Origin of the sequence: Heyndrickxia sporothermodurans (genome assembly GCF_003055045.1) — a bacterium.
Taxonomy (GTDB): Bacteria; Bacillota; Bacilli; order Bacillales; family Bacillaceae_C; genus Heyndrickxia; species Heyndrickxia sporothermodurans.
In genome coordinates this window covers 122,202-141,469 of the sequence record NZ_NAZB01000018.1, presented here as the reverse complement: position 1 = coordinate 141,469, position 19,268 = coordinate 122,202, and the positions used below count along the sequence as shown (strand labels likewise).

Sequence of the window (19,268 nt, the reverse complement as noted above, 5' to 3'; positions counted from 1 at the left end):
TCACCCGTCCGCCGCTAACTCTCAGGGAGCAAGCTCCCATCAAGTTCGCTCGACTTGCATGTATTAGGCACGCCGCCAGCGTTCGTCCTGAGCCAGGATCAAACTCTCCAAAAAGATGTTTGATATAGCTCTTAAAAATAAAATAATTGACGTTTCGTTTTGTGCAGTTTTCAAAGATCAATTATCAACCATCTTGCGACAGCGACTTTATTATCATATCAAGGTTATTGTTTTATGTCAATAACTTTTTTTATTTTTTATCACTGCTGAATTCGTTTGTTCAGCAGCGACGTTTATTAATATACCAAGTATCTTTTGATTCGTCAATACTTAAATTAATATTTCACTATAATTCTTTTTTCACTCGATAATGACGGTGATATAAATCTTGGCCTTTCGTTTCTACATTCACTTCTTCGATAAACGATTTCTCTATTAGGAATTCAATTAAGATCCCTAAATCAACACTATAATGAGTCAAATTTTGATTGGATAACAATTCATTTATCGTCCACACATCTTTCTCTTCCATAATCTCTAATAAATGTGACGCCGAAAAGCGAGTTCGTGAATGGATTAAAAACTCACTCGCTAAGAAAAGGAGTTCCAATCTTTTTTCAATTGTTTCGTCACTTGTGATTAATTCTTCGTAGAGCTTGAAAATTTCTGGTTCAATTTGTTTCACTTGATTCCAGACTGTAATTTCAGGGTGAAATCCGTTTTCGATTACGGCAAGTCGTGCTAGATGATGCAAGGCATGTACAACATGATTATATGCATCAAGATATTGTTTATTATCGAAAAAGACTTTTCCGTCCAAATATCGGCGAATAAGTTTAGCAAATTCGAGTCCAATTTTTAATTTCCGCTCATAGAAAGGGAAATCTCTTAACTCATTTTTTAAATTTGTCATATACTCATTACGATCAAATAGAACTTTCCCATGAATGATCCATTCTACAATTTTTCGATTCGAACCAAGTAATAACCATTCTTTCAATTGATCTTCTCTAACTATATGTAATGCTGCTTTTTTATTGTCATAGGTATAGTGTTTTATATAAACCGGAGTTTCTAATTCTTTTACAATGATTAATAGCACTGTATCGAACGTATCCGTTACAGTTCCTTCATTATGTTTTTTTTCTATAGATAACACAGTTAATGTATTTGCTTGGCTCGCCCTTTCTTGGTAAATGGGACGAAGGATGTCCTCCATATTAAATTCCTCCAAAATATCTAGTAAGGATATTACTTCGACAATGATAATAAATTTCCTGCTATTTGAAAAGTTGTTTTTGTTTATTCTTAAAAATCTTTGTTTCGTCACATCCGGTAATCTCCCATTGTTATTCATTTATGGTATATTACTTTTAGGAGGGACGAACATGGCTAAATATTCGAATAAAATTAATAAAATACGCACATTTGCGTTAAGTTTGATATTCGTAGGATTTATCATTATGTACTTCGGAATCTTTTTCCGGACTCATCCAATTGTAATGACCATCTTTATGGTTTTAGGTTTATTAAGTATCATTGCCAGTACAGTTGTTTATTTCTGGATTGGGATGCTTTCAACAAAAGCGGTTCAAGTTGTTTGTCCGAATTGCAAAAAGCCGACGAAGCTTCTCGGCCGGGTTGATATGTGTATGCATTGCCGTGAACCATTAACATTAGATCCGAATTTAGAAGGCAAGGATTTTGATGAAAACTATAACCGTAAAAAACAGCAATAAAAAAAGAATGGCTCTGGCCATTCTTTTTTAATGTACTTCTTTATTACAATCCGGGCATGTACCGTAGATTTCCATGCGATGATGGCTCACTTTAAATCCTGTAACATGTGATGCTAGTTGTTCAACCTCATCTAACCCTGGATAATGGAAGTCGACAATTTTACCGCAGTTTTCACAAATAACATGGTAATGACTTGTTGTAACAAAGTCAAAACGACTTGAAGCATCTCCGTAAGTTAGTTCTTTCACGAGACCAACTTCACGAAATACACGTAAATTATTATATACGGTAGCCACACTCATATTAGGGAATTTCCCTTCAAGTGCTTTATAAATTTCATCGGCTGTTGGGTGTGACATTGATTGAATTAAATACTCCAGTATCGCATGACGTTGTGGTGTGATACGAACTCCGGTTTCTTTCAAAGTTTCAATTGCTTCTTTGATTTGATGTTCAGACACCGTCATGCACCTCTTTTCTAAATAGAATTTATTATTATTTTAAAATCGTTATAATTAGTTTACTAATGAACAGGCATATTTGTCAATAAAATCAACTGTTAAGAACCTTGATGCAATGTCTTTTCTTGCTCGCCCAATCCACTATTAATATATCTTGCAGCGACAAATAAGAAATCGGAAAGTCGATTCAAATAAGCAAGAACTAATGGATTCACATGTTCAATGGCTACAGCACAACGTTCAGCTCTTCTGATGACTGTACGAGCACAATGTAACGTCGCACCAGCCGGATGTCCCCCTGGGAGGATAAAGTTTTTGAGAGGCTCTAATGAGGCATCCCATTTATCAATAGTATGTTCTAAATCCTTAATATCTTCATCAGTTAATTTCCACTTTACTTCTTTTCCTTCAGGAGTTGCAAGCTCTGCTCCTACATGAAAAAGGGTTGTTTGAATTTTATGGAATGCCTCGTTTACCTCTTCGTTGTTCGCAAAAGAAGACGTTTGCAAATGGCTCATCGCAAGCCCGATCATTGAATTGGCTTCATCACAGGTTCCATAGGACTCAACACGTAAATCATTTTTTGGAATTCGTTGACCATAAACAAGGGATGTCGTTCCTTTATCGCCAGATTTCGTGTAGATTCTCATCTTAATATCCCCTTTCGGAATCAATTACATTAATAAATTGACCCTTATTATTTATATATGTATGTAAATTCTTTTGGAATATATCTAATGCTCTAGGTAAATAATTTTTTGTTGTACTAGAAATATGTGGGGTAATCGTTACATTCTCCATTCCCCATAGTGGATGATTTTTTGGTAATGGTTCAGTTTGAAAAACATCTAAATAGGCATGTGCGATTTCTTTGTTATTCAACGCCTCTATGAGGATTTCCTCTTTTACGACATCACCTCTGCCAAGATTAATAAATACCGCAGTGTTTTTCATTTTTTCGAAGTGATTCATTTGGTAAAATTGAACCGTTTGCTCCGTACTAGGTAAAATCGATACAACATAATCGGCTTTTTCGAGTGGAGTAGAAATATTATCTAATGAATACATTTCATCAAAATTTTCTTTTATTGTTCCGCTGCTGTTAATTCCGAAAACATTCATTCGAAATGCTTTAGCAAGACGAGCGATTTCTTGGCCAATTGCGCCTGCACCTACTATTACAATGGATTGATTGTTCAACTCTGCTTGAGGAATGGTTTTATCCCAAATTCGCTGTTGTTGGTTTTTCCATTGCAATTGAAAATTTCTCGCATGATCAAGAAGTAAACCGATTGTAAATTCAGCCATCGGTGTTTTGTGAATGCCTCTTGCATTCGTTACTAATATGTTTTTTTCTTTTATCGCTTTTAATGGCATTCTTTCTATCCCTGCAGAAGTCACCATGATCCACTTTAATTCAGCTGCTCTTTCAATATGCACATCAGTCAAATCTTCTCCATATGTCACAATCACTTCCGAGCTTTCCATTTCCGTTTCAGCGAGATCCACATTTTGAAAAAAGTGAAATTCTACGTTTGGAAAAGAAGAGCGTATTTCTTTTCTCATTTCAGCAGGTGGTTCAAAGGTAAATACTACTTTCATAACGATAACCATCCTCCTTTTTACCTTCATCTTATCACAAATATACCCTCTTTTTCGCAATAAAAAATGGACCGATATCAATCGGTCCGAAGTTTTTTTCTGAGGAGGTATGCCCTACTATACAGTATGTATTTTCAACTGTTTGGAATGGACAAAAGCCACTATTAGCTAAAAATAGGCAATGAATAAACTAAAGATTCTCCTTAATATACGCAAGCGCCTCTTCTACATGTCCATCAACTTTCACTTTTCGCCATTCTTTCACAAGCTTCCCATCTTTATTGATAATAAAGGTGGAACGTTCAATTCCCATGTATTCTTTTCCAAAGTTCTTCTTAAGCTTCCATACGTCATATTCCTCAGCAACTTTGTGATCACTATCGACCAATAGTTGAAATGGAAGATTGTATTTATCGATGAACTTTTGATGTTTTTCAATTGGATCCGGACTCACACCAAAGATAACCGCATCAAGCTCCTCGAAGTTTTTATGTTGATCACGAAAATCACACGCCTCTGTTGTACAGCCAGGTGTCATGTCTTTCGGATAAAAATATAATACGACATGTTTTTTTCCTATATAATCCGCTAATTTTACAATTTCTCCATTGTTATTTTCTAATGCAAATGCTGGTGCAGTTTCGCCAATTTGTACTGCCATTTTATTTTCCTCCTTGAACTACGTTTACTATGAGACTACATGAAAGCGAGGTGACATCGCAAATTTTTTACTTTTTCATTTCGTTATTTTGCTCATAATTAATGACAGATTTAACGACAAAGGCAGCCGGTATTGTGTATCCGATTAGCGCCTCTATAACGACCAATACTCTCCCGATGCCAATTGGCACAATATCCCCATATCCTACTGAAAATAAAGTAATTGCACTTAAATACATCGAGGAATTTAATTTTTCAATATAGTTCCCTGAAAAATGCGAACCTTGTTCAGCAATTACATTAAATCCTTTTATTTCTAACAACATAAATAAAAGTCCAAAACCGATCATAATGACACTATATGTAGAACCTAAGAAGAGGAAATTATCAAAGGAAACGAGTTTGTGCTTGAGTTTAGAGGGAAAAAACAATGTCCTTAAACTCATGAATATACAAATGATTACAGCAATCATAAGAACATAGATCATCTTTCTTCTCCCCCATTTTGCCAAATAGCTTGTCATTCTATTGTACTCACGGTTAATCGAATGTATGAGAATAACATTTCGCTAATTGGACACATATACGTTTAGGTACTACAATATTAAGGAGCTTTAAACTAGGAGGAAATCAAATGAATTTTTCTAATTCCAACCATTTACATACTGAAGCATTAGAGCATATTGTTGGAGGCGTTAATAGTCCTTCCCGCTCGTATAAAGCCGTTGGCGGGGGTGCACCTGTTGCCATGAAGCGAGCAAAAGGTGCTTATTTCTGGGATGTCGATGACAATCGTTATATCGATTATCTCGCAGCATACGGTCCGATCATAACAGGACATGCTCATCCACATATTACAGAAGCAATCAGAACAGCTGCTGAAAATGGAGTATTATATGGCACACCAACACCATTTGAAGTAGACTTTGCAAAAATGCTCAAAGATGCCATGCCATCTCTTGATAAAGTTCGTTTTGTGAACTCAGGAACGGAAGCGGTTATGACAACAATCCGTGTCGCTCGTGCGTATACTGGCCGTGATAAAATCATTAAATTTGAAGGCTGTTATCATGGGCATTCAGATCTAGTATTAGTTGCAGCAGGTTCTGGACCTTCACAATTAGGAATGCCTGACTCTGCCGGCGTGCCAAAAAGTATCGCAAAAGAAGTCATCACCGTTCCATTTAATGATATTGAACCGTTTAAAGAAGCAATGAACAAATGGGGAAACGAGATTGCTGCTGTTTTAGTAGAACCAATCGTTGGTAATTTCGGTATCGTAGAGCCTAAACCTGGATTTTTAGAACAAGTGAACGAACTTACCCATCAAGCTGGTGCCCTTGTTATTTATGATGAAGTCATTACTGCCTTCCGTTTTATGTATGGCGGCGCGCAAAATTTATTAGGGGTCACTCCTGATTTAACAGCAATGGGAAAAATTATTGGCGGCGGCCTGCCAATCGGTGCCTATGGCGGTAAAAAAGAAATCATGGAAAAAGTCGCTCCATTAGGACCAGCCTATCAAGCAGGAACGATGGCTGGTAATCCCGCTTCAATTTTATCTGGAATTGCCTGTTTAGAAGTGTTAAAAGAAGACGGAGTGTACGATCGTCTAGATCAACTAGGCGCTCTATTAGAAAAAGGAATTCTCGATGCGGCCGAAAAATACAATACACCGATTACCATCAACCGTCTAAAAGGTGCACTCACCGTGTACTTCACGAAAGAAAAGGTAATAAATTACAAACAAGCTGAAGCAACAGACGGAGAAATGTTCGCGAAATTCTTCAAGCTTATGCTCGAACAAGGAATTAATCTTGCACCTTCTAAATATGAAGCATGGTTTATTACAACTGCACACACTGAAGAAGACATTAAAGAAACCATCCAAGCAGTGGAAAATGCTTTTTCAAAACTATAATTCATTAAGTCAAAGGCCAACCACACCAGTTGGCCTTTTGTTTATTATTGCATTTTTGTGATAAATAAATAAAAGCTCTTTTCTAATAAATTATTGATAGAAATACTAAATAACATTGCAAACGCTGAGTGGATTGGAGCGGAAGGCACGAGACTCCTGCGGGATTAGCTGGACAGATGAGACCCCGCAAGAGCGCAGCGATGAGGAGGCTCATCGCCAGCCCCGCGGAAAGCGAGTACCTGCAGCGGAAAGGAACGGCCCATTCCTAAAACACCCTAACTAAAAAATCTCTAAACTCAAAATTATGTCGAATAAAGCCATAATTTTTTTCTTGATATTCTAACGCTGACACTGTATATTACTAATTTGATGCTTATATGGTATATATAAAGAAAGAAAAATATAAGGCGTTTTTTACGAGAAAGGAATCAAAAGACTCATGAAGCTTGGTGCCCGCATTTTTAAAACGGGAATTGCAATTGTTTTAGCATTATATATCGCAAAGTTCATTGGAATGCCATCACCAGTATTTGCTGGAATTGCTGCCATTTTTGCGATAAAACCAACGATTTACCGTTCCTATTTATCCATCCTCGAACAAGTTCAAGGGAATATTATAGGAGCAATCGTCGCTGTTGCTTTCGGATTAGTTTTTGAAAATAATTATATTATTGTTGGATTAGCTGCACTTATCACGATAATCATTATGCTTAAATTGAAACTCGAAAACAGCATTAGTTTAGGATTAGTAACAATGATTGTTATTCTTGAATCGCCCGGAGAGCATTTCCTGCAATTCGCATGGATCCGGTTCTCAACGATTCTAATCGGTATTTTATCAGCATTCGTTGTTAATTTAATTTTCTTACCGCCAAAATATGAAACGAAACTTTATCATCGAATGTCACATTTAACGGAAGATATTTTTAAACTAATTCGTCTGATTTCAATGCACGCTTCAGAACATCATTTAATGAAAAAAGAAATTGAAAAAATACGTGAACGTTTAGTCAAGGTTAATTTATTTTATACTTTATTTAACGAGGAACGAAGCTATTTTAAAAAGAGCACGATTGAAAAGAAACGGAAAACTGTCATCTATCGACAAATGGTTTCCGCTCTGCAGGATAGTTTCGATATTTTAAAATTACTTCATCGTTATGAACACGAGTTAAAGCTCCTGCCTGAAACCATACAGTTGCAAATACAAGAGCGACTTGAATTCTTAATGAATGAACATCAAAAATTGCTTTTTCAATTTTTAGGGAAAGTGAGTCATAACGATTTAGAAGAAAAAAAATTCGAAAAGCAACAAGAGGAATTACTGGAACTCTTTTTAGACGAATTGAAGGATAAAGCATTTCGAAGCGATCAACAGTCCTATCATTTAATGAGATTTTTATCCGCGATGGTTGATTATCACAAGCAATTAACGCATTTAAGTATCCTAATTGAGAGCTTTCAAAATTACCATAAGGATGCGAATGAAGTATCGATAGAGGAAGAAAGTGAAGAATGAAAATAGAAGCCCAAGATCCTAGTTGAATTTGGATCTTGGGCTTTATTCTTTCATTTTAACGACCAAGTTTCTTTTAGGCATCAGATCTTTGGCTGCATTCACTTGTTTTGACGACCAAGTTCCCTTTGGTCATCGGATCTTGGGCTGCATTCTCTCGCTTTGACGACCAAGTCCCCTTTGAAATTCCAATCTTGGGCTGCATCCCCTCATTTTGACGACCAAGTTCTCTTTTGAATTCCAATCTTGGGCTGCATTCTCTCACTTTGACGACCAAGTTCTCTTTTGAATTCCAATCTTGGGCTGCATTCTCTCGCTTTGACGACCAAGTCCCCTTTGGAATTCCAATCTTGGGCTGCATTCTCTCGCTTTGACGACCAAGTCCCCTTTGGAATTCCGATCTTGGGATTCATTCTCTCACTTTGACGACAAAGTTCCCTTTGGAATCCCGATCTTGGGCTGCATTCTCTCGCTTTGACGACCAAGTCCCCTTTGGTCACCGAATCTTGGGCTTCATTCCACTACGAATCCAACTGCTGCACCTGGAACAAGTTATAATAATGTCCTTGCCTAGCCATTAATTCATTATGAGATCCCATTTCAACAATGTTTCCATGCTCAATTAATACAATCCGGTCGGCATGTGTAATCGTCGAAAGCCGATGGGCAACAATGAAGGTAGTACGATCTTTTGCTAACTTATCCAATGCCTCTTGAATGAAATGCTCGCTTTCCAAATCAAGGGCCGATGTCGCTTCGTCTAATATTAAAATAGGTGGGTTTTTCAAAAACACACGGGCAATCGCAATTCTTTGTTTTTGTCCTCCGGAAAGCTTTACGCCTCGTTCCCCAACCTTCGTGTCATATCCATCAACAAGATTTGTAATAAATTCATGGGCATTCGCGGCTTTGGCCGCTTCGATTACCTCTTCATCCGTTGCATCGGGTTTTCCCAGCAAAATATTTAATTTCACCGATTCACTGAATAAAATATTGTCTTGTAAAACCATCCCAATCTTATCCCGTAAACTTCTCACTTTAAAATTGCGAATATCGGTCCCATCAAGAAGAATTTCTCCTCCCGTCACATCATAAAATCGAGGGATTAAGCTGACTAAGGAAGACTTTCCTCCCCCACTCATGCCGACCAAGGCGATTGTTTCGCCAGCACGAACATCTAAATTAATATCATTTAACACCGATAACTCTTTGTCATTATATGAAAAATTGACATGGTTAAACGAAATGTCCCCTTTTACATTTTTACATTCAATTGCATTCGGTGCGTCATCAATATCATACTTTTCATCAATGAGTTCAAACACACGGTCCATTGAAGCAATTGATTGTGTTAACGTTGTACCAGAGTTCACTAAACGACGTAACGGACTATACAATCGATCGATATAAGCAATAAAAGCAGCCATCGTTCCAATGGATAGATGTCCATGGATGGCTTGATAACCAGCAAAGCCAATGACGATAAGCGGTGCGATATCTGTTAATGTATTTACAACGGAAAACGCTTTAGCCGTCCACCTAGTATGCTGTAATGCTTTATCAAGAAAATTCTTATTATGAACGCGAAAACGCTCTTGCTCATGATCTTCGATTGCAAAGCTTTTAATAACCGGCATTCCCTGCACTCGTTCATGCAAATAACCTTGTACTTCTGCAAGCGCCTGTGAACGCACACGGGTAAACTTACGTAAGTTACCAAAAAAGTATTTCACAGAAATCGCGTATAATGGAAAAACAATCAATGAAACAATTGTTAACGGAATATCCATCGTAAACATAATGGAAACCGCGATTAAGATTGTTGCCGCATCGAGCCATACATTCATAAGACCCGTTATGACAAAATCCTTCGTTTGTTCCACATCATTAATCACCCGCGAAATAACTTCCCCTGCACGCGTATTCGAATAATATTTAAAGCTCAGCTTTTGTAAATGTGTAAACAAACGATCGCGTATATCATATAAAATTTTACTCGATGTCCATTGCGCAAAATATTGACGGTAAAATTCAATTGGCGGTCTTAAAATAATAAAGACTCCAAGCATAATTAACATCGTAAATATCAACTTAGACGTTTTTTCATCTACTGATAAACCTTGCTTTGTCACGATTCCATCGATCACATATTTAATAATGACCGGTATTAGTAATGGAATAGCAAATTTAATTAATCCGATAATTAATGTACCAATAATTTGAAGTGTGTACGGTTTAACAAACTTCATATATCTTTTTGTACTACTCAAAATGTTACCTCCTATTTCCCTCTCTTGCTGCACGATTATTTTTTGCATAAGTTCATGAAAAAAACCTGTGGCTTTATCACCAACAGGTAATCATCTCATCTTCTATAGGTTAAATAACGTTCATACCATATATCGATAAAATCTGGGGAAAACGGGCCTTTTCGTTGACGAATCCACCTAACAAGGTTGTCCACATTTCTTTTTAAAATATGATCAATGACATCTGGATATCCCATTTGTTTCCGGTGATATTCATATTCGTCCTCATCAAGCAGCGTATAGGTCATATCTGGAAATACTTTTATATCTAGATCGTAATCAATATATTTAAGTGCTTCCTTATCATACACGAAAGGAGATCCTAAGTTACAGTAATAATATATTCCGTCTTCCCTAATCATCCCAATAATATTAAACCAATGGTCGGCATGAAAATAGCATATCGCCGGCTCACGTGTAACCCATGTACGTCCGTCCGATTCCGTTACAATGGTCCGATCATTCCCACCTATGACGAGCGATTTCGTACCTTTTAGTACTGTCGTTTCTTCCCATATTCGATGGATGTAACCATTATGTTTATAGCTATGTATTTGTATCGTATCACCTTCAATGGGAATACCCATGCCACTTTCCCTACTTTCGTTGTAAAATTTTCATCAACCGTGCTTTCATTGAATTTTTTATTATTATAACGTTTTTTATGAAAATTTAAAACAAAAAGAGCCCTACTTCTAAGTAAGAGCTCCTTCTGCAAGTATTTTCAACTTCTGATATTGGCGAATGACGTTGTCTGTTTGTTCTTCAAACGTTTTATGGATTGTCTCCAATTCCTTTTTCATTAATTTGATTTCGTTTTTTAAACTATCTAATTTCGCTTCTTCCTGTAGCTTGATAAGTTCCTGCTCTAAATCTTGACAGCGTTCAATTTCAGATTGCAAATCCAGTAATTGATCCATCGTTTTCATCTGATCCATTATCAATTCATTAAATGCTTTCACTTTTAGCACCTTCCATTCTCAGGTAGTTCCTATGTATATAATTTCTTGCTAATGTTAAAAATTCCTTTGGCTAGTTATGTAGCATTTCATATTGTTTTGTCGAATGAAAAAAGTTGTTTGGCTCTTGATCAATGAACTAACCATGCTAGCAGGTTCGGTTGTCCTACCGGGGTGAAAGGTTAGTCAGCTTGCGTGGTTATACGATTCGAAAGACAAAAGAGAAAAATAAATAATTATAAAATCCGAGCTAAAATGTCCGGTTTATCTTTTTGGATAGTTTTTGAAAATGCATAGACACTTGTGCTTCGCTTATACTTTTTTGGATGGATACTTGTAAAATGTATAGGCATCCGTGCTTTACTTATACATTTTTAAATAGGTGCTTGTAAAATGTAAAGGTATCCTTGCTTTGCTTTTACATTTTTGAATAGATGCTTGTAAAATGTAAAGGTATCCTTGCTTCGCTTTTACATTTTTGAATAAATGCTTGTAAAATGTATAAGTATCCGTGATTCGCTTTTACATTTTTAGATGGATACTTGTAAAATGTATAGGTTTCCGTGCAGAAAATAAGACTTAATAATTTGACCTTACGCACTAAAGATGGATGTAAACACTTTATGTACAAAACTATGCGGATAAATTATATTTTTCAAAATGAAAAAGAGCATCCATCGATTGAGGATGCTCTTTTCGTAAATTTATTGTTGGCCAAATTTACCAGCGTTTTGTGATTTACGTGATTCAGCTTGTTGATTTTGTTTTTTTACTTGTTGCGCATCTGTTTCACTACCGAACTCAGTACCGAATTGTCCTTGTCCAGCAGAACCTTGTGCAGATTGTGCGTTTTGTTGTCTTACTTCATTAACATTTGTACCAGCAGATGTTTTGTTAGTTTGCTTTGCCATTATTATCACCTCCACGCTCCTTAATGTAACCAAACGTGGGGGGAGTTATGCTAAATTTTTTTATAAAATTGACTTTGTTAAAGTTGTTTGTGATTTCCGCTCCATGTTCTCGCCTTCTGCGAGCAGACCGGGAGCCTGTCTAGCTCCGCCGGCTATCGACCAGCGAACTTCCGCTCCAATCACCCTAAAGAAAAACATAAAATTAAACTAACAATGAACGTCCGCCATCAACGATAATCGTTTGTCCTCTAATCATGGATGAATCATCCGAAACTAAAAACATTACTGCGTTCACCATATCTTCGATTTCAACCATTCGTCCGGCTGGTGTGTTCCGACGGGCATCCTCAAGAAGATCTTCCCGATTTGGAAAATGCTTAAGCGCCTCGGTATCAATAGCACCACCAGAAACAGCATTAACAACAATATTCTTCGGTGAAAGCTCAACGGACAAATATCTCGTTAATGCTTCAACAGCTGCTTTTGACACACCGACAGTCGTATAGTTTTCTAAGTAACGAATGGAGCCAAGTGAACTCAAGCTGACAATTTTCCCTCCGCCGTTCTTTTCCATAAGCTTTGCTGCTTCTTGGGCGCAGAATAATAATGCTTTACTATTAATGTTCATCGTCCAATCCCAATGTGTTTCTTCAAGTTCCATTGCAGGACGAAGAACACCTGATGCGGCATTACTGATAAACACATCTAATCTGCCAAAAGTCTCGTTTATTTCTTCAAACATTTTTCTAATTTTTGAAACATCGCCAACATTTGCTTTTACAAGTAAAACTTTTCTACCGAGTTTCTCAATTTCTTCAACTGTTTCGAGAGCTGCAGATTTACTGCGAGCGTAATTTATGACAATATCATATCCTTCTTTTGCTAAACGAATCGCCGTTGCCTTACCAACACCACGGCTGCTGCCTGTAACTAATGCAACTTTATTTGTCATTTTCTACACCTTCCTTTTCGACCTATATTTTACCGATAAAATGTATAACAAACAATCTTTGTTTGTAAGCTAAGGATAGTAAATAGTAAGGAGGTGGCACTTCATGCCCGTCATTCGTGATATGACCGAATTATCGATGATTTCCATGGCCGACTGGAATAACTCCGAAATCGAGCATTTCCATCATTCCTTTCAACAAATTCTCCCTTATTTAAATGCCGAGGGACAAACGATTTATAGAGAAATTATTGAAGAAATGGAGAGGCGCCAACAGTAAACTTTTTAACCAGTGATTCTTAAAATAGGCGGAAAATCTCCGGTTATACTGCAGAATAGAGCTTGGTTTGGGGGATATAAGCGGAAATTTTCCGATTAAGCAAAGCAAAATTACCCATTTTCACGTTTTTCGAGTAAATAGCCGGAAAACTTCCGTCTATTTTAGCTATTTTCAGTGCTATTATGCTAATTAAGGGAAATTTCTCCGCTTATTTTCAAACTCGTTTTAGCATCTAATAAGGCTAAAGAAAAATAAGCACCTCACAAGCACCCCGTTAGATTTCTACTTGTTTGTTTTTTAACAAAAAAACGAGGAGGCCCTTCGCCCGCCCTGCGAAAACGAAAAACCAAACCTCAATAATCAAACATCTGAAAACGATATAAACGATCATAAAAGGATTTTAAAAACTGATAGAGGAGCTTTTCCGACGGAGCAAGCTCCCTATTTTTTGGTGTAATCACTCCTACTGTTCGAATAAAGCTTGGATCATCCACTTCAACTGTCCGAATATCCTTTGGGATATTGTACGAAAAAGCAAGCTCAGGGAGTATCGCAATTCCAACTCCGGCAGCAACTAACCCTTTTATCGTATCCACATCCTCCCCCTCGAAGGCTATGATCGGTTCAAACCCAGCTTGCGTACACGCTTTTTCAATCGTTTCCCGAATAAATGATTCCTTCCGAAACGTAACAAACCTTTCCCCTTGGAGCTGATTGATCTTTATCGTCTTTTCAGCACTTAAAGGATGATTTTCAGGTAATAACACGAGCATTTTTTCGGTAAAAAAGATATCTCCTTTTACAATTGAATGATCCGTTAACACCGGGGCAACAAAAGCCATATCAATATCCCCTCTTTCAATTTGTTCCACCAAATAAGAGGGTGTCCCTTGGTTAAAGTGAAAATGCAAATGAGGGTGGCCCTCCCGAAATTGCGAAAACATCATTGCAAAAGTACTAACAGATAAACCTGATGAAAAACCAAGATGGATAATCCCCGTTTCCGGATTCAAATATTCTTCTACTTTTTCCTTCGCTTTATCAATTTCTATAACAATTCTCTCTGCATATTTCAAAAACACCTTTCCAATATGCGTTAATTTCACATTACGGCCTTCTCGAATAAAAAGGGGTGTTTTTAACTCCGCTTCCAATAAAGATATTTGTCTGCTTATAGCCGATTGCGCAACATGGAGGCTTTCTGCTGCTTTCGTTACATGCTCACGTTTTGCCACCTCGATAAAATAAAAAATTTGACGTAATTCCACTCAAATTTCCCACCAATCTATTTTTGAGATTAATTCATTCTTAATAATATATTGTAAAGATGAATTGAAATAAAGTAAAATTTTTTATTATCGAACTATTCGGATATATAAATGAAAGGAATGATAACGAATGACTTTAGCGAACAATCAATCGTATAGCGAAGGTCTTTACCGCCGGGAGTTTGAGCATGATGCATGTGGTATTGGCTTTTACGCAGATATAAAGGGCCGTCCTTCCCACGATATCATTGCATCCTCCCTAATCATGCTGCAAAGATTAGATCACCGAGCAGGAAAAAGCAGTGATAATCAAACGAGTGATGGAGCCGGAATTTTAATGCAAATACCACATGAATTTTTCAAGGAAGTTTGTTCATTTCAATTACCTGAAAAAGGTGAATATGCCGTTTCAATGACATTTCTCCCGCAGGATCACGTGCTTCAAAACCAAATCATTGCTGATTTCCAATCGGAAGCCTCTCGTTTACATCTTTCTTTTATAGGAGAACGTAGAGTTCCAGTTTCCCCTGAAGTTTTAGGAGAAATTGCGGCATCTACTCAACCTCAAATTACTCAATTTTTTTTAAAAAAGGCAAAGGGTATGAATGAAGAGCAATTTTTAACTGCACTTTATGTATTAAGAAGACAGCTGGAAAAAAAATATGATAACCAATTATATATTTCTAGTTTATCAAATCAAACTATTGTCTATAAAGGATTGCTTTCTGCCGAACAATTATCTTCATTTTATAATGATTTATCAAATCAGAAGTTTGCTTCGGCACTTGCCCTTGTCCATTCACGATTTAGTACAAACACCTTTCCGAGCTGGGAAAGAGCACATCCAAACCGAATGATTGCTCATAATGGAGAAATCAATACGATTAAGGGCAATATGAATTCATTTAACGCAAAAATCTCATCATTTTCAAATGAATTAGATCAAATGGACCTAGAGTCACTTTTACCGATTATTCAACCGGACGGCAGTGATTCTGCAATGTTTGATAATGTATTAGAATTTTTAACTTTGAATCAAGTCTCTCTTCCTCAAGCAATCATGATGATGATTCCTGAACCGTGGGAAAGCAATGAGGAAATGTCTCCTTATTTAAAAAGCTTTTATGAATATCACAGTCTTTCCATGGAACCCTGGGATGGACCGATGGCATTAGGGTTCTCAAACGGCAAACAAATCGGGGCAATTTTAGATCGAAACGGCTTACGTCCCGGTCGCTACTATCTTACGCATGACGATCGAGTTATCTTTTCTTCCGAGGTCGGTGTGATTGATATTAGTGATGATCAAATTAAAGAAAAAAGGCATTTAAAGCCCGGAGAGTTATTATTCATCGATACAGAACAAGGTCGATTAATACCAAATGATGAGTTAAAAGCATTGATCAGTAATGAACAACCTTATCAGCACTATATAAAAGAAAGCGTCATTACAGTGAAAGATCATGTATCATTATCTTTACATTATGATCACAAGCAATTGATTTTTCTGCAAAAAACATTCGGCTATACGTATGAAGAAGTAATGAAAATGATTCAACCGATGGCAATTGATATGAAAGAGCCGACCGGTTCAATGGGGATGGATACCCCACTTGCCGTTCTTTCAGAGAGACCACAGCTTCTATTTCATTATTTTAAACAAAGCTTTTCACAGGTTACAAATCCACCAATTGACGCTCTTAGGGAAGAATGCGTGATTTCAACCGTCACTTGGCTAGGTCCGCAAATAAAATTGCTTGGAGAAAAATCAACAGATCAACAGCATGTAAAGCTTTCACATCCATTTATAGAGACGTCAACTTTACATGCGATTAAAAATACACCATTACAAACTCAAGAATTAGATATGCTTTTTTCCCTTGATGAGGGAATCGAAACAGCCTTACAACATCTTTGTGATCAAGCATTGACAGCTATAAACGAAGGAATTGTGATATTAATTTTATCCGATAAACGGGCGGATCATGAACAACTCCCTATTCCTTCACTATTAGCAACCTCTTGCCTTCATCATTTTCTAATTCAGAATGGCGTGAGAACAAAAGCAAGTATGATCATTGATTCCGGTGAGCCGAGGGATCCTCATCATATGGCGATTTTATTAGGTTATGGCGCTGACGCATTACATCCTTATTTAGCCTATGAAACAATTAAACAATTAATTATTGAAAAACATATACAGCTTCCTTTTAAACAAGCATTGCAAAATTATATACATGCCTTGACCAATGGGGTTGTGAAAATTATGTCAAAGGTCGGCATCTCCTCCATACAAAGCTACCGAGGAGCACAAACCTTTGAAGCACTTGGAATTTCTGAAGAGGTAATCAATAAATACTTCCCGGGCACAGTTTCACAATTAGATGGAATTGGACTAACTGAAATGACGAGAGAAATCGTGATGAGACATGAGAAAGCAATCACGGAAATGTCTTCTCATGACCAAACACTTGATTCAGGTAGCGAATTACAGTGGCGAAGTGAAGGGGAGCATCATCAGTTTAACCCTCTTTCGATTCATACACTGCAACGTGCGGCGAGAACGAATGATAAAGCTGTTTATAAAAAATTCGTAGATATGCATCATAATGGGCCTTTTACTACAATCCGTAGCCTATTAAATGTAAAAAGCAATCGTCCTCCAATCTCGATTGACGAGGTGGAGCCAATTGAGTCAATCTTTAAACGGTTTAAAACGGGTGCAATGTCGTATGGCTCACTAAGCAAGGAAGCACATGAGGCACTCGCCATCGCGATGAATCGAATTGGCGGTAAAAGCAATAGCGGCGAGGGTGGCGAGGAAATTGAGCGCTCACAAGAAGGTAATTTAAGAAGAAGTGCGATAAAACAAGTAGCATCAGGACGATTCGGGGTCACTAGCTTCTATTTATCTGAAGCAGAAGAAATTCAAATCAAAATGGCCCAAGGCGCAAAACCAGGTGAAGGTGGACAATTACCCGGCAGCAAAGTGTACCCTTGGATTGCCGAAGTTAGAGGATCCACACCGGGAGTTGGACTTATCTCCCCTCCTCCACATCATGATATTTATTCAATCGAAGATCTCGCACAATTGATTTTCGATTTAAAAAGTGCGAATCCGAATGCGCGAATTAGTGTCAAATTAGTCGCCAAAGCTGGTGTAGGCACAATTGCTGCCGGAGTTGCGAAAGGTCTGGCAGATACGATTTTAATTAGTGGACATGATGGCGGCACAGGGGCATCCCCGAAAACGAGTATTAAGCATACGGGAATTCCATGGGAAATCGGACTTGCTGAAACCCATCAAACCCTTTTATTAAACGGGCTACGCAATCGTGTGAAACTAGAAGCCGACGGAAAGCTAATGACTGGGAAAGACGTTATTATTGCTGCCTGTTTAGGTGCCGAAGAATTTGGATTTGCGACCGCACCTTTAGTCGTTCTCGGCTGTTTAATGATGCGTGCCTGCCATTTGGACACCTGCCCTGTTGGCATTGCGACACAAAACCCGAAGCTTCGTGAAAAATTTATGGGAAGTCCCGATCATATCGTTAACTATATGACTTTTATCGCCGAAGAAGTTCGTGAAATTTTAGCTGAAAATGGCTATCGAACTTTAGATGAAATAGTCGGTCAAACACAATTACTCCAACCAAGATCGGACATAAACAATCATTGGAAAGCGAAAACGTTAAATTTATCGAAGCTTTTATTCAAATTTTCAGACACACACGTATGCTCGGAAAAACAAAATCATCAATTAGAAAAAAGATTGGATCAGCATACATTGATCCCACTATTAAAGCAATATGTGGATCATGCACAATCTGTGAAACGCAGCTTCGAAATTAAAAATACGGATCGGGCTGTCGGCACGTTGCTCGGGCATTATGTAACGAAAAAATACGGTCCAAATGGATTGCCACACGATTTAATCAAACTTACATTTACCGGTTCTGCTGGACAAAGTTTTGGCGCCTTTCTTCCAAAAGGCTTAACCTTCACATTAGTCGGCGATGCCAATGATTACGTCGGGAAAGGCTTATCCGGCGGAACATTAATTATTAAACCAAATGATCTCTGGAATTATGACGGTGATCAAGCCATCATTGGAAATACGACCTTTTTCGGCGCTACTTCTGGAGAAGCCTTTATTAACGGGACAGCTGGACAACGATTTTGTGTGCGTAACAGTGGCGTTAGTGCTGTAGTTGAAGGTGTCGGCGACCACGGCTGTGAGTATATGACTGGCGGGAAGGCGATCATTTTAGGCTCAATCGGAAAAAACTTTGGAGCAGGAATGTCAGGTGGAGTTGCCTATATCTATTCCATGCCGGTCAACCACGAAGAGATTATGAAGAATATTAACTTTGAAATGATTAATATTGAAAATACGTTATCAAATGACGAAAAAATTGACATCTATCAAATGATACACAAGCATTATTTATTTACAGGCAGTAAAAAAGCGAAAGGAATATTAAAGAACTGGAATAAAGTAAATAATTATTTCCTTAAAATCATTCCAAATGAGTATAAAAATATGATTGATTTAATCGATCAGCTAGAAAAACAAGGTATGCGTAATAAAGACGCATCATTAACAGCCTTCCAGCTCAAAAAAGAAGGCAAAACGATTGAATCAGTTACTAGCCCTACAATGGGAATATCACTTTAGAAAAGGAGTGAGAG

Annotated in this window: 18 protein-coding genes and 1 rRNA gene; 5 read left to right on the top strand and 14 right to left on the bottom strand. The window is 37.5% G+C overall.

All coding sequences use genetic code 11. The features are described 5' to 3' along the window. Together B5V89_RS07560 and B5V89_RS07555 are read right to left on the bottom strand one after the other, a co-directional pair. Window positions 1-114: ribosomal RNA gene (locus B5V89_RS07560) — 16S ribosomal RNA — on the bottom strand; the annotation flags it as partial. Between the two features lie 232 nt (window positions 115-346). Further along, entirely contained in the window at window positions 347-1,219 is an 873-nt protein-coding gene (locus tag B5V89_RS07555) for a nucleotidyltransferase-like protein (protein ID WP_108071285.1), read from the bottom strand. Between the two features lie 169 nt (window positions 1,220-1,388). On the opposite strand from B5V89_RS07555, the gene B5V89_RS07550 reads away from it, so the two are divergent. Then, window positions 1,389-1,739, top strand: a complete 351-nt coding sequence (locus tag B5V89_RS07550; protein ID WP_108071283.1) for a YgzB family protein — start codon at window positions 1,389-1,391, stop codon at window positions 1,737-1,739. A gap of 27 nt (window positions 1,740-1,766) precedes the next feature. Here the strand turns inward: B5V89_RS07550 and perR are convergent, their stop codons facing one another. From perR to B5V89_RS07525, 5 genes are all read right to left on the bottom strand, one after another. After that, window positions 1,767-2,207, bottom strand: coding sequence for a peroxide-responsive transcriptional repressor PerR (gene perR / locus B5V89_RS07545; RefSeq protein WP_066226474.1), 441 nt, complete (start codon window positions 2,205-2,207; stop codon window positions 1,767-1,769). Between the two features lie 92 nt (window positions 2,208-2,299). After that, window positions 2,300-2,851: a cob(I)yrinic acid a,c-diamide adenosyltransferase gene (locus tag B5V89_RS07540; protein ID WP_108071281.1), complete on the bottom strand. Its 552-nt coding sequence runs from the start codon at window positions 2,849-2,851 to the stop codon at window positions 2,300-2,302. Between the two features lies 1 nt (window position 2,852). Continuing rightward, on the bottom strand, window positions 2,853-3,803 hold the full coding sequence (locus tag B5V89_RS07535) for a D-2-hydroxyacid dehydrogenase (protein WP_108071279.1): 951 nt from the start codon (window positions 3,801-3,803) through the stop codon (window positions 2,853-2,855). A 190-nt stretch (window positions 3,804-3,993) separates the two neighbouring features. Then, window positions 3,994-4,464 carry a thioredoxin-dependent thiol peroxidase gene (bcp, locus tag B5V89_RS07530; RefSeq protein WP_108071277.1) on the bottom strand — a complete coding sequence of 157 codons (471 nt, stop codon included), beginning with the start codon at window positions 4,462-4,464 and terminating at the stop codon, window positions 3,994-3,996. Between the two features lie 67 nt (window positions 4,465-4,531). After that, window positions 4,532-4,951: a potassium channel family protein gene (locus B5V89_RS07525; protein ID WP_108071275.1), complete on the bottom strand. Its 420-nt coding sequence runs from the start codon at window positions 4,949-4,951 to the stop codon at window positions 4,532-4,534. A gap of 146 nt (window positions 4,952-5,097) precedes the next feature. Here B5V89_RS07525 and B5V89_RS07520 point away from each other — a divergent pair, with 146 nt between their 5' ends. Continuing rightward, window positions 5,098-6,384, top strand: coding sequence for a glutamate-1-semialdehyde 2,1-aminomutase (locus B5V89_RS07520; protein ID WP_108071273.1), 1,287 nt, complete (start codon window positions 5,098-5,100; stop codon window positions 6,382-6,384). Window positions 6,385-6,823: 439 nt separating this feature from the next. Further along, the gene (locus tag B5V89_RS07515; protein ID WP_108071271.1) at window positions 6,824-7,903 is read left to right on the top strand and encodes an FUSC family protein; all 1,080 of its coding nucleotides are present in this window, start codon (window positions 6,824-6,826) and stop codon (window positions 7,901-7,903) included. A 73-nt stretch (window positions 7,904-7,976) separates the two neighbouring features. Here the strand turns inward: B5V89_RS07515 and B5V89_RS07510 are convergent, their stop codons facing one another. The 6 genes from B5V89_RS07510 to fabL all read right to left on the bottom strand — a co-directional run bounded on the left by B5V89_RS07510 (window position 7,977) and on the right by fabL (window position 13,031). Then, window positions 7,977-8,261, bottom strand: coding sequence for a hypothetical protein (locus B5V89_RS07510; protein ID WP_108071269.1), 285 nt, complete (start codon window positions 8,259-8,261; stop codon window positions 7,977-7,979). 160 nt (window positions 8,262-8,421) lie between these two features. Continuing rightward, a complete protein-coding gene (locus B5V89_RS07505) occupies window positions 8,422-10,170 on the bottom strand; it encodes an ABC transporter ATP-binding protein (protein ID WP_108071267.1) in 1,749 nt (582 codons plus the stop codon). A 95-nt stretch (window positions 10,171-10,265) separates the two neighbouring features. Continuing rightward, entirely contained in the window at window positions 10,266-10,796 is a 531-nt protein-coding gene (ntdP, locus tag B5V89_RS07500; RefSeq protein WP_066226453.1) for a nucleoside tri-diphosphate phosphatase, read from the bottom strand. 108 nt (window positions 10,797-10,904) lie between these two features. Continuing rightward, window positions 10,905-11,171 carry a YgaB family protein gene (locus B5V89_RS07495; RefSeq protein ID WP_108071265.1) on the bottom strand — a complete coding sequence of 89 codons (267 nt, stop codon included), beginning with the start codon at window positions 11,169-11,171 and terminating at the stop codon, window positions 10,905-10,907. A gap of 701 nt (window positions 11,172-11,872) precedes the next feature. Then, window positions 11,873-12,079, bottom strand: coding sequence for a gamma-type small acid-soluble spore protein (locus B5V89_RS07490; RefSeq protein ID WP_108071263.1), 207 nt, complete (start codon window positions 12,077-12,079; stop codon window positions 11,873-11,875). Window positions 12,080-12,281: 202 nt separating this feature from the next. Further along, window positions 12,282-13,031, bottom strand: a complete 750-nt coding sequence (gene fabL, locus B5V89_RS07485) for an enoyl-[acyl-carrier-protein] reductase FabL (protein WP_066226446.1) — start codon at window positions 13,029-13,031, stop codon at window positions 12,282-12,284. A gap of 103 nt (window positions 13,032-13,134) precedes the next feature. Between fabL and B5V89_RS20055 the strand changes: the two genes are divergently transcribed. Next, entirely contained in the window at window positions 13,135-13,308 is a 174-nt protein-coding gene (locus B5V89_RS20055; protein WP_181294632.1) for a hypothetical protein, read from the top strand. Between the two features lie 353 nt (window positions 13,309-13,661). Here the strand turns inward: B5V89_RS20055 and gltC are convergent, their stop codons facing one another. Further along, on the bottom strand, window positions 13,662-14,576 hold the full coding sequence (gltC, locus tag B5V89_RS07480) for a glutamate biosynthesis transcriptional regulator GltC (RefSeq protein ID WP_108071261.1): 915 nt from the start codon (window positions 14,574-14,576) through the stop codon (window positions 13,662-13,664). Window positions 14,577-14,706: 130 nt separating this feature from the next. Between gltC and gltB the strand changes: the two genes are divergently transcribed. Further along, window positions 14,707-19,254 (top strand): glutamate synthase large subunit, encoded by a 4,548-nt coding sequence (gltB, locus tag B5V89_RS07475; protein WP_108071259.1) that lies wholly within the window; start codon window positions 14,707-14,709, stop codon window positions 19,252-19,254. Window positions 19,255-19,268 lie beyond the last annotated feature (14 nt).